This window comes from Nocardiopsis halotolerans DSM 44410 (assembly GCF_000341065.1).
GTDB lineage: Bacteria > Actinomycetota > Actinomycetes > Streptosporangiales > Streptosporangiaceae > Nocardiopsis > Nocardiopsis halotolerans.
Genome location: NZ_ANAX01000115.1, coordinates 26,616 through 38,571, shown reverse-complemented (window position 1 = coordinate 38,571; position 11,956 = coordinate 26,616). Strand labels below are relative to the sequence as shown.

The 11,956-nt window shown below is 72.1% G+C and carries 7 protein-coding genes (2 of these 7 only partly in view); all 7 read left to right on the top strand.

The genetic code is table 11. The features are described from left to right. Positions 1-2,823, top strand: the 3' portion of a protein-coding gene (locus D455_RS35265; RefSeq protein WP_338037816.1) for an acyltransferase domain-containing protein. The gene continues 852 nt to the left of window position 1, outside the view; only the last 2,823 of its 3,675 coding nucleotides appear in the window; its start codon lies beyond the left edge, outside the window; its stop codon occupies positions 2,821-2,823. Then, positions 2,813-3,934 carry a DNA alkylation repair protein gene (locus tag D455_RS0109105; RefSeq protein ID WP_017570420.1) on the top strand — a complete coding sequence of 374 codons (1,122 nt, stop codon included), beginning with the start codon at positions 2,813-2,815 and terminating at the stop codon, positions 3,932-3,934. The genes D455_RS35265 and D455_RS0109105 overlap by 11 nt, the downstream gene beginning before the upstream one ends. Then, positions 3,931-7,977, top strand: a complete 4,047-nt coding sequence (locus D455_RS0109100) for an aminotransferase class I/II-fold pyridoxal phosphate-dependent enzyme (RefSeq protein ID WP_017570419.1) — start codon at positions 3,931-3,933, stop codon at positions 7,975-7,977. The genes D455_RS0109105 and D455_RS0109100 overlap by 4 nt, the downstream gene beginning before the upstream one ends. A gap of 89 nt (positions 7,978-8,066) precedes the next feature. Then, positions 8,067-8,369, top strand: coding sequence for a hypothetical protein (locus D455_RS0109095; RefSeq protein ID WP_017570418.1), 303 nt, complete (start codon positions 8,067-8,069; stop codon positions 8,367-8,369). Between the two features lies 1 nt (position 8,370). Continuing rightward, complete coding sequence (locus D455_RS0109090) at positions 8,371-9,462, top strand: class II histone deacetylase (protein WP_017570417.1); 1,092 nt, start codon at positions 8,371-8,373, stop codon at positions 9,460-9,462. Between the two features lie 5 nt (positions 9,463-9,467). Beyond that, positions 9,468-10,277: a thioesterase II family protein gene (locus D455_RS29830; RefSeq protein ID WP_017570416.1), complete on the top strand. Its 810-nt coding sequence runs from the start codon at positions 9,468-9,470 to the stop codon at positions 10,275-10,277. Between the two features lie 133 nt (positions 10,278-10,410). Beyond that, positions 10,411-11,956: the 5' portion of an MFS transporter gene (locus tag D455_RS29825; RefSeq protein ID WP_449289303.1), read on the top strand. Its footprint extends 167 nt past the window's final position; only the first 1,546 of its 1,713 coding nucleotides appear in the window; its start codon is at positions 10,411-10,413; the stop codon falls past the right edge of the window.

The window sequence follows — 11,956 nt, the reverse complement described above, 5'->3', positions numbered from 1 at the left end:
CGGCCGGCCAACGACACGGCCGGTCCCGCCGCGTCGCCGACCACCGCGCCGCCGGTCACCGGGCCTCCCGTGGCCGAGGACCCGGCCGCGGGGGCGTCCGGGCTCCCCGGAGCGGGCGGCGCCCCGGCCGCGGTGATCGGCGGCGCGCTGATGCTGCCGTGCGGGGAGACCCCGGAGGAGTTCTGGGACCTGCTGCGCGACGGACGCGCCAGCGTCGGCCCGCTCCCCGGCACCCGTGACGGCTCCGCCTTCGACGGCGACCGGCCGCACGCCTCCTTCCTGGAGCGGGTCGACCTGTTCGATCCGGGTCCGTTCCGCCTGTCCCCGCGCGAGGCCCCGCTCCTGGACCCGCAGGCGCGGCTGCTCTACGAGACCGTGTGGCGCGCTCTGGAGGACTCCGGACGGATGGGCGAACGGGCACGGGAGGACCGCACCGGCCTGTGGGTCGCCTACAGCCACGACCACTACCACGAGGAGCGGCAGCGCGCCGGGATCCCGGACGGCAGGGGGCTGGGGCTGGAGGCGATGATCCCCAACCGCCTGTCCCACCTGATGGACTGGACCGGACCGAGCGTCCTGGTCAACACCCTGTGCTCGTCGTCGCTGGTGGCCCTGCACCAGGCCGTGCGGCACCTGCGTTCCGGTGAGGTCGACACCGCCGTGGTGGCGGGGGTGCACGCCGGGCTGAGCCCGGAGTACTTCCGTTCCATGCGCGACCTGGGGGCGCTGTCCCCGACGGGGCTGTGCCGGACCTTCGACGCCGACGCGGACGGGATGGTGCCCGGTGAGGGGGCTCTGGCGGTCGTCCTGAGGCGGCTCGACACGGCCGTCGATGACGGGGACCGCGTCCAGGCGGTGATCCGGGGAAGCGCGGTCAACCACGGCGGAAGGACCACGCGTTACTCGGCCCCCAGCCCGCGCGGCCAGCGGGAGGTGGTCACGGCCGCGCTGCGGGACGCCGGAGTCGACGCGAGCACCATCACCATGCTCGAAGCCCACGGAACCGGCACCCCCCTCGGCGACCCCATCGAGGTACAGGCCCTGACCGAGGCGTTCGGCGCGCACACCGACCAGCACCAGTTCTGCGCCATCGGATCGGTCAAGTCCAACATCGGCCACCTGGAACCCGCCGCCGGACTCGCGGGCCTGGCCAAGATTCTCCTCGCCCTACGCCACCGGACGATCCCGGCCACACTCCACCTGAACACCCCCAACCCCCACATCGACTTCGCGGCGTCACCCTTCTACCCCGCCACCCAACCCGTGGCATGGCAGCCCCCCGCCGGGGTCCCACGCCGCGCGGGGCTGAGCGCCTTCGGCATGGGCGGAGTCAACGCCCACGTCATCATCGAAGAACCCCCCACCCCGCCCAACCGGACCTCGGACCTGCCCCAACAGGCCCACCTGCTCAAGATCACCGCACCCAGTGAGACCGCCGTCCGTCGGCTCGCCGGGGACTACGCGGACGCGGTCGGGTCGACCGAACGCCTCGGTGACTTCGCGTTCACGGTGAACACCGCCAGGCCCTCCCACCGGCACGGCGCGGTCGTGGTCACGGAGGCGGGCAGCGCCGAACGTGATCTGCGTGCCGTGGCGTCGGGGGAGACGCCCGTGACCGTCGTCCGGAACCAGTCGGCGCCGACGGCGTTCGTGTTCACCGGCCAGGGGTCGCAGCACGCGGGGATGGGCCGCACCCTGTACGAGACCGAGCCGGTCTACCGGCGCACGATCGACGAGTGCGCGCAGCTACTCGAACCACACACGGACACGTCCCTGACCGAGGTGCTCTTCGCGGACGAACAGGGTCTGTTGGACCGGACCGAGTACGCGCAGACGGCGATCGTGTCCACCCAGGTGGCGCTGACAACGCTGTTGCGGTCATGGGGGATTGAGCCGAACGTGGCGATCGGGCACAGCCTCGGAGAACTGACCGCCGCCTGGGCCAGCGGGGTGTTCGACCTGCCCGACCTCCTCCGACTCACCGCGATGCGCGCCCGCCTCATGCAGCGGCAACCCTCCTCCGGAGCGATGGCCGCCATCACCGGCCCGGTCGAGGAGACCACCCGCGCCCTCCACGACCACCCCGGCGTGGAGGTGGCCTCCCACAACTCCCCCACACACATGACGGTGACCGGCCCGGCCGAGAAGGTGGCGGAGTTGGTACAACGGCTGGGACCGCGCCGAGCACGGACGCTCAACGTCTCCCACGCCTTCCACTCCGCCCACATGGACGGCGCGATACAACCCTTCACCCAAGCCCTGGCCGACACCCACCTCAGCACCCCCCGCATCCCCCTGGTCAACGGCCTGACCGGCGACTGGCACACACCCGACACCGCCACCGACCCACGCACCTGGGCCACCCAGATACGCCAACCGGTCCGCTTCCACCCCGGCGTGACAGCCGTCCACGCCTCCGGCGCACGCCACTACTGGGAGATCGGCCCCCAACCCCACCTGACACCACACGCCCGCTCCACCATCGGAGACACCGACACCCACTGGTACACCACACTCCGCAGAAACCACCCCGAGCAGCGAATTCTCCTGGAACAGGCCGCGGAATACCACCGCACCTCGGGAACGGAATTGAAATGGTCCGCTCTCCACGACGGAAAGGGCGATAGCCTGACTCCCGTCCCGGGCCGACCGCTGGAACGGAGGAGTTTTTGGATCTCCTCTCCGGAAAAGGCGGACGGACCCGTGTTCACCGAGAACACCGACGGCTCCACCGGCTCCCGGAGACCCTCCGACGGAACCCTCCGGAACCATCCGCTGCTCGGGGATATCGATATCCGAGAGGGAGTACAGCATGTCCAGTGACTACAGCCTGAAGAAGCACTTCACCGGCGAGACCGCCACAATCATCGGTGAGAGCATTCAGACGGTTCTGTCCGATTTCGACACGGCGGGCTACGCGGCCGAGGTCGACCGCCGCGTGCCGGACCTGGAACTCAAGGACCGCGTCCTCGTCCTGTGCGAGGGGCTGCGTTCACGCCTGCCCGACGAGTACCCGAAGGCGTTGGAGATCCTCCGCAGCACCCTGGTCGACGAACTCCCCGAGGGGCAGGGGATGTTCACGGTGAGCTGGTTCCTCATGCCGGTGGCCCGGTACGTGGAGGAGTACGGCCTCGACCACCCCGAGGAGTCCCTGGACTTCCTGGAGGAGGTGACCCGCTGCCACACCGGTGAGTACGCCATCCGTCCCCTCATCACCGAGCACCGGGAGACGACGATGGCCCGCATCGCCCGGTGGGCGGTCAGCCCCAGCCACAACGTGCGCAGACTGGCCAGCGAGGGCACCCGCACCCGCCTCCCCTGGTCCGGCAAGCTCCCCTTCTTCATCGAGGACCCGGCCCCCGTCCTGGAGATCCTGGAACTCCTGCGCAGCGACCCCTCCGGCTACGTGCGCAAGTCCGTCGCCAACAACCTGAACGACATCTCCAGGGACCATCCCGGTACCGCCCTGGCGACCGCGCGGCGCTGGCTCGACGAGAGCCCGACCCCCGAGACCCGGTGGATCGTCAAGCACGCGCTGCGCACCCTCGTCAAGAAGGGCGACCAGGAGGCGCTGGCCCTGCTCGGCACCACCGGGGGCGAGTACATCAGGGTGCACGACCTGTCGGTGCGTCCGGCCGCGATCCGTCTCGGCGACACCGTCACCCTCCGCTTCTCCATCGAGAACACCGACACCCGCGGGCACCGGGTGACCGTCGACTACGTCGTCCACCACGTGCGCGGGAACGGGCGGCTCATCCCCAAGGTCTTCAAGCTCTCCGACATCGAACTGGCCCCCGGCGAGGTCCGCCACCTGGAGAAGGCGCACCCCGTCCGGGAGGTCCAGACCCGCAGGTACTACCCCGGCGAACACCCCGTGGACGTCCAGGTGAACGGACTCACGTTGGCCACCGACAGATTCGAGCTCCTCCGATGAACGTCTTCCGCAACCTCGTGCGGCGGGACGAACCGCTGGCCGCCGACCACCTGGTCGGCGGCCGGGCGGTCCTGCCCGCCGCCGCGCAGATGGACTCCCTACTCACCGCGCTGGACGCGCTGGAGCCCGGCGGCTCCTGGCGGCTGGAGCGCGTCGGACTGCTCGCCCCCCTCCACGTCCCCGAGGGCGGGGTCGAGGTGGAGACCTCCCTGGGAGAGGACGGTGAGTGCGCGGTGCGTTCCCGTCCCCCGGGCACCGACCGGTGGACGGACCACTCCCGGGCGACCGCCGTGCGCCGACCGCTGGGCCCGCCCGGGTACGAGGACCTGGCCTCCCTCACCGCGAGCTGCCCCGACGCGGTGGACCTCGACCGCTTCCGCGAGTGGCAGCGGGCCAGCGGCATCACCTACGGACCCACCTTCCGGGCCGTGCGCTCCCTGCGGTCGGGCCCCGGGCGGGCGCTCGCCCTGCTGCGCACCGACGACCACGCCGTCGGTCCCCACCACCTCCCGCCTCCCCTGCTCGACGCCGCGTTCCAGTGCCTGGGCTGGATGGACGACGGGCGGAACGGAACCTGCCTGCCCTGGTCGGTCCACGCGCTCTCCGTACGGCGCCGTGTCTCCGGAAGCGTGTGGGCGCTGGTCGAGCGCGTCGGTGAGGGCCCGGGGATGGTGCGCGGCCGCGTCCGGTTCCACTCACCGCAGGGCGAGGTGCTCCTGGAGGCCGAGGGGGTCACCCTGCGTGCGATCTCGGCCGAACCGTCCGCGTCCCCCGCGCGGCCCGGCGCCGGGGCCGCGGTCCCGGTACCCGCGCCCGAGCCCTCCCCCGTTCCGGGAGCCGTGCCCGCGTACACCGGGGAACCCGGCACAGGAGGGGCCCCGGAGGGCGGAGGGGCCCCGGCGGACGGAGTCTCCCGTGTCGTCTGGACCCCCGTCCGGCCCACCCCGGAGCCCCTCCCGAAGGGGGTGGCCCCCGTTTTCGTGGGCCCCGGGGCGCCGGACGGGGACGCACCCGCCGACGCGGCGGACACCGCGGACGAACTGGTCTACGTCGCGCCCCGGCGCGTGTCCGGCCCCGAGGGGGTCCGCGATCTCGTCCTGGACCTCCTCCGGACCACGTCGGCGCTGGTGCGGCGCCGTCCCGTCCCGTCCCTGACGGTGGTCACCGACGGAGCCCACGGGACACCCGGGTCGGATCCCGACCCCGCACAGGCCGCGCTGTGGGGGTTCGTGCGGAGCCTGCGCCGCGAGACGCCCCGCGCACGGCTGCGTCTGGTGGACCTGGGCGGTTCCCCCCTGTCCGCGCGGGAGGCGCGCTTCGCCGAACCGGAGCTGTGGCTGCGCGACGGCGTGTGGCACCGGCCCGGGGTGGAACCCCTCCCCGGGCCGGTCGGCGACCCGCCCGTCGTCCGGGGACGCCGGTTCCTGGTGACGGGCGGCATGGGCGGTATCGGCCTGCACGTGGCCGAACACCTGGCGGAACGGGGCTGCGCCCACCTCACCCTCGTCGGGCGGACCGTCCCGGCGGAGGGTGAACGGGCGGAGCGGCTGCACCGACTGTCCGAACGCTGCGAGGTGGTCACCCTCACCGGGGACGTGGCCGACCCGGCCCTGCTCGACGGCGCCGAACGCTTCCACGGCGTCCTCCACTGCGCGGGCGTGCTGCGCGACGGCCTCGTCCGTTCGCTGGCCCCGGAGAGGGCCGCCGAGGTCCTGCACCCCAAGGTCGGCGGCGTGCACGCGCTGGTCGAGGGGCTCAGGGCGCGGCCGCCGGAGTTCGTCGCCGTGTTCTCCTCGGTGGCGGCCGTCCACGGCAACCTCGGGCAGAGCGCCTACGCGGCCGCCAACGCCTACATGGAGGGGTTCGCCGCCGCCCGCCGGAACCACCGCCTGCCCTGGTACGGCCTGTCCTGGGGACTGTGGGAGGTGGGCATGGGCGAGGGCGTGGCCGACGGAGCCTCGTTGCGCGGCGTGCCCGCCCTCTCCGCGGACACCGGGTTGGCCCTGCTCGACACCGTCCTGTCCCTGCCGCCCGACAACTACGTCCTGACCCCGCCGGTCGCGACCCAGGAGGAAGAGATGCCCCCCACGCCGACCACCGACGACCTGTGGGCGCCACTGCGCGACATCCTGTCCGGCGCCCTCCACCAGCCGGAGATCACCCCGGACGACAACCTGCTGGAACTCGGCCTGGACTCCATCACGGCGGTGGAGGTCGGCGCGGCGCTCGGCTCCCGCGGGATCGACATCGACACGGCCGTCCTCTTCGAGCGCCCCGATATCCGGGACCTGCTCGCCCACCTGGCGGAGGCCGGGGACGCGTCCACGGCCGCACCGGCACCACCGGCCGCCGCCCCCTCGCCGGTGAACGCCGGGTCCGCCGCCGCCCCGGCCACGGCGCCCTCCGCGCCGACGGGTTTCACACCGCCCTGGGACCAGTACCGCCGTGAACCGGAACCGGGCACGCCCGCCACCAGCACGGATCCGGCCGCCCGTCCCTGGGGCACCGAGCAGAGAACCATGGCCCCGAGCGCACCAGCCGTCCCACCCCACCCCCAGGCCACCCCGAGCGCCTCGGTCTTCCCCACAGCACCACCGGAGCCCCAGGCAGCAGCGTTCCGCTCCCAGGCCAACCCTCCCGCGCCACCCGCTCCAATGGCACCGCCTCAGGCTGCCCCGAGCACCCCCGTTTTTTCCACAGCACCACCGGAACCCCGAGCAGCGGCGTCCCAACCCCAGGCAACACCGCTCCAGGAGACCCCGTCCGCGCCACCCGTCCCGTCGCGGACGCTCACGGCCCCGACGCGGACCCCGGGGCGTACCCTGCCCGGACGCCTGGCCGACCGCCCGGGGGGAACCTTCCTCGACCAGCGCATCGACGCCCTGTCCGGCGAGGACCGCACCATCGTCGCCCGTGACGACTACTTCTACGAACCCGTCATCGAGGCGGCCGAGGGACCACGCATCCGCTTCGACGGGCGGTGGTTCCTCAACCTGGCCTCCTACAGCTACCTGGGGCTGCTCGGCCACGACTACGTCGGCGCACAGGCCCACCTCGCCGTGGACCGCTTCGGCACCGGCGCCCACGGCGTCCGGCTGCTGGCGGGCACCCTCGACCTCCACCGGGAACTGGAGCTGACGATCGCCGGCTTCCTCGGCACCGAGGACGCCATCGTCTACTCCAGCGGTTACATGGCCAACCAGGCGACCCTGGGCGCCCTGCTCGGCCCCGGCGACGTGATCATCGGGGACGTCTACAACCACGCGAGCATCCTGGACGGCTACCGCATGTCCGGCGCCGACGTGGTGGCCTACGCCCACAACGACCTCGGTGACCTGGAAAGGGCCCTGCGCCGGACCGAGGGGGCGGGCCGCCTCGTGGTCACCGACGCCGTCTTCAGCATGGACGGCGACATCGCCGACCTGCCCGGCATCCTCGACCTGTGCGAGCGGCACGGCGTCCCGGTGATGGTGGACGAGGCGCACAGCATCGGGGTCCTCGGGGCCACCGGCCGGGGCGTCGTCGAGCACTTCGGGCTCGACCCCGCACGCGTCGACGTCAAGATGGGCACCCTCTCCAAGACCATCCCCAGCACCGGCGGCTACGTGGCCGGTTCCCGCGACCTGGTCTTCGCGCTCAAGAACAACGCGCGCGGCTGGATGTTCTCCGCCGCCGTCACCCCCGCGCAGGCCGCGGCGGCCAAGGCCGCCTTCGAGGTGATCGACGCGGCGCCCCACATGGTCGAACGCCTGCGGTGGCTCACCGACGGGTACCGCGACCGCCTGCACTCCGTCGGCTTCGACACCCTCAGGAGCGCCTCCCCCGTCGTGCCGATCCTGTGCTCGTCCGCGGAACAGGCCCAGGAGATGGCCCGCCTGTGCCAGCTCGACGGCCTGTTCGTGCAGCCGATCGTCTACCCGGCGGTTCCGCGCGCGCTGCCGCGACTGCGCACCATCGTCAACCTGAGCCACTCGGCCGACGACCTGGAGGAGGCGGCCTCGGTCCTGGAGAAGGCCGGGCGCCGCCTCGGCCTCATCGGCTGACCGGCGGCCCCGGCGGAGCCCGCACCGCCAACGACCCCAGCCCGGATCCGACACGTACGACCGTGTACCCCCATTGGAAAGGGACGGACATGAGTGAGGCCACCAGCGAGGCGTTCCTCGACGCGGTACTGAGGGCGATCGCGTGCACCCGCAACGACGGCCCCGACGGAGAGGCCTACGACAGGGGCGTCGTCGAACCCGCCCGTCACATCCGCGACCTGGAGAAGGAGGCGGGAGGGCGGGCCCTGACCCGGGATGAGGTCGAACGCGTCCTCGGCTGGCTGGAGACGGTCCTGGACACCAAGCGCGTTCCCGAGGACGAGCGGGAGCACCACCGCACGCGGATCGCCGAGGCGGGCGGACTCACCGTCGTCACGAGGGGACCCGCCTGACATGGCCGCGTTCGCGTGGTACAGCCACGAACTCTGCCACTGGCACGACCCCGGCCCGGGTTCGGGTTACGTCCCGGTCGGCNGGGAGCCGCTGCGGCAGCACGCCGTGGACCCCGACCTGCGCCGCGCGGAGGGGCTGGTCAGGGCCTCGGGGGTCCTGGACGCCTTCGACTGCCTGACCCCCGGGCCCGCCTCCGACGGCGAACTGGAACTGGTGCACACCGCGCGGCACGTCGCCCGCGTGGAGGAGGCGTCCGCGGCCGGCGGGGGCGACGCCGGGGTGTACGCCCACGTGAACTACCACAGTTCCCGGGCGGCGCGGCTGGCCGCGGGGGCGTGCGCGGAGGCGGTGCGCGACGTGGTCTCGGGCGGACACGACAGGGCCTACTGCCTGGTCAGACCCCCGGGTCACCACGCCGAACCGGACCGCGCCATGGCCCTGTGCCTGTTCAACAACGTCGCCGTCGGGGCCCGGGTCGCCCAGACGCGGGGCCTGCGCAGGGTGATGGTCCTCGACTGGGACGTCCACCACGGCAACGGGATCCAGAAGGCGTTCCACGAGGACCCGGACGTCCTCTACGTCTCGATCCACCAGGACGGACTCTTCCCGCCGGGGTCCGGGACGATCACCGAGACCGGAGCCGGGGCCGGGAGGGGCAGCACCCTCAACGTCCCGCTGCCTCCCGGTTCGGGCCACGACGCCTACCTGGCCGCGTTCACCGACGTGGTGGTGCCCGCCGCGCGTGCGTTCCGCCCCGAGATCATCCTGGTGGCCGCCGGGGTGGACGCCAGCGGGCACGACCCGATGGGGCGCATGCTGTGCACCAGCCTGACCTTCCACACCCTGACCGCGGGGGTGTGCGACCTCGCCGCGGAGCTGTGCGGCGGAAGGTGCGTGTTCGTGCACGAGGGCGGCTACTCCCCGTGGTACCAGCCCATGCTGGTGCTGGGGACGGCGAGCGCCGTCGCGGGGATGCCTCCCCCCGAGGACCCCTTCCGTCACTCCCTCGACCACCTGCCCGGACAGCGCCTCCAACCCCACCAGAAACGTGTGATCGACTTCCTGCGCGGGCACCACCCGCTGATGGTGTGAGGACCATGTCGAACTGGTTGATCCCCCTGAGCCGAAACGACCGACCGACCCGGGGACGCGTGGTGGCGCTGCCCCACGCGGGGGGCTGGCCGTCCGCCTTCGCCCCGTGGCGTCCCCTGCTCCCCGACGACGTGGACCTGCTCGTCGCGCAACTGCCCGGACACGGCGCCCGGCTGTCCGAGGAACCGCTCCGCCGGGTGGAACCCATGGTCGCGGGACTCGTGGAGGAACTGGCGGAGCACGGCGACCTCCCCACCGTGGTCGTCGGCCACAGTTCCGGCAGTGTCCTGGGGTACGCGTTGTCCCGGGCCCTGGAGGCGTCGGGGCGTCCACCGCGGCTGCTCGTCGTCTCGGCCAGGCAGCCGCCCTGCTTCCCCGACACTCCCCCGTTCGCGCACCGCCGTCCGGACGCCGAACTCCTGGAGCACCTGGTGATGATCGGGGGCGTGTCCACGCGTCTGGCCGAACGCCGGGAGATGATCGGCCCGATCCTGGCGGCGGTGCGGGCCGACCTGGAGGCCATGGAGACGTACGGACGGCCCGCCACCGAGACCGCGGTGCCCGTCCTCGCCGTGGGGGCGGCCGACGACCCGGTCGTGGTGACCCGGCGCATGCCCCTGTGGAGCCTGGAGACGACCGGCGGCTTCCGGTGGGAGCTGTTCGAGGGGGACCATTTCTCCTTCTACGGACCGGAGACCACGGCCAGGGTGCTCGACCGCGTCCTGGAGGCCCTCCGGCTTCCCGTGGGGCCGGTGCCGTCGGCCGTCGGGTCGGAGGGGCCACCGGCGGGGAGCCCCCGCGTGACCGTGCCCTGACGCATCCCGGACACACGCGTCGGGGACGGGAACGTCCCGTGCCGCGTCCGTTCCGCGAATCCGACGAACAGAACAGGGATCCCCTGCTTCCGGCGACAAAGCAAACGTACCACACGGAAAACTTGCTTTTTTAATGCAAGTTCAACTCTCCAGGCCTTCGCATGGAGTGGGAACGGGCGCCCACGGCGCTTCTGACCACCCCTCTTTCCTGGAAATCCGAGATGAATCCACAGCGAAAAACAGGAGATCATCGCAGCTCAGACAGGGGGACCTGAATTCCGGTGTTGAAGTCCACTCGGAGAACCGTGTAGAAAATGTCGCACGCGACGGAGAACATGACGCGGAACGGGTATCCCGACCCGAGCGGACACGACAGACAAGGAAACCGATGAGTGACACGCCCCCGGCTCCGGCACGGGCCGGAACGAGGCAGTGGACGGGCCTGGCCGTTCTGGCCCTGCCCACACTGCTGGCCTCGATCGACATCAGCGTGCTGAACCTGGCCGCGCCCCACATCAGTTCGGACCTCGACGCCAGCGGCAACGAGCTGCTGTGGATCATCGACATCTACGCCTTCATGATCGCGGGCTTCCTCGTGACCATGGGGACGCTCGGCGACCGGATCGGTCGCCGCAGGCTGCTCCTGATCGGCGGCGCGCTCTTCGGCGTCGCGTCCGCGCTGGCCGCATTCTCCACGTCCCCGGAGGCGCTGATCGCCGCCCGCGCCTTCCTGGGACTGGCCGGGGCCACCCTCATGCCCTCCACCCTCTCCCTCATCAGCGGGATGTTCGAGGACCCGAGGGAACGGGGGGTCGCGATCGCCGTCTGGGCCACGGTCTTCTCGGTCGGCATCGCCCTGGGACCGATCGTCGGAGGCGCCCTGCTCCAGTCCTTCGGATGGGGCTCGATCTTCCTCATGGCCGTGCCGGTGATGCTCCTCCTGCTGGTCCTGGCCCCGTTCCTGCTGCCGGAGTCCAAGGACCCCGGTGCGGGCCGACTCGACCTGTTCAGCGTCGTGCTGTCCCTCGGCACGCTGCTGCCGATCGTCTACGGGCTCAAGGAACTGGCCCGCGACGGTGTCTCCGCCGGCGCCCTGACCGCGCTCGTGGCCGGTCTCGTCGTCGGGGTCGCCTTCGTGCTCCGCCAGCGCATGCTCGACGACCCGCTGCTGGACCTGGGACTGTTCCGCGTCTGGTCGTTCAGCGTCCTCCTGGCCGCCATGCTCATGACCATGTTCGTGGCGGGCGGCACCTACCTGTTCGTCACCCAGTACCTGCAACTGGTCACCGGGCAGACCCCGCTGGCCGCCGGTCTGTGGCTGCTGCCCGGAGCGCTCCTGCTCATCGTGACCTCCATGTCCGCGCCCGCCCTCGCCGCGTCCGTGCGGCCCGCCTACGTCGTCGCCGGAGGACTGGTGCTGTCGGCCGCCGGACACACCGTCCTCGCCTTCGTCGACGGGTCGGCCGGTGTGACCGTCACCGTGGTCGCCTTCACCCTCATCCTCGGCGGCGGCGGCCCGCTCATCGCCCTGGGCACCGACCTGGTCCTCGCCGCCGCCCCGGCGGAACGGGCCGGATCCGCGTCGGCCCTGTCCGAGACGAGCACGGAGCTGGGCACCGCCCTGGGCGTCGCGGTGCTGGGCAGCGTGGGCGCCTTCGTCTACCGGAACTCCGTGGCCG

Excerpts from the sequence above, each read along its gene's own strand:
- D455_RS0109105 (WP_017570420.1), top strand. The coding sequence starts at position 2,813 with ATGTCCAGTGACTACAGCCTGAAGAAGCACTTCACCGGCGAGACCGCC.
- D455_RS0109100 (WP_017570419.1), top strand. The coding sequence starts at position 3,931 with ATGAACGTCTTCCGCAACCTCGTGCGGCGGGACGAACCGCTGGCCGCC.
- D455_RS0109095 (WP_017570418.1), top strand. The coding sequence starts at position 8,067 with ATGAGTGAGGCCACCAGCGAGGCGTTCCTCGACGCGGTACTGAGGGCG.
- D455_RS29830 (WP_017570416.1), top strand. The coding sequence starts at position 9,468 with ATGTCGAACTGGTTGATCCCCCTGAGCCGAAACGACCGACCGACCCGG.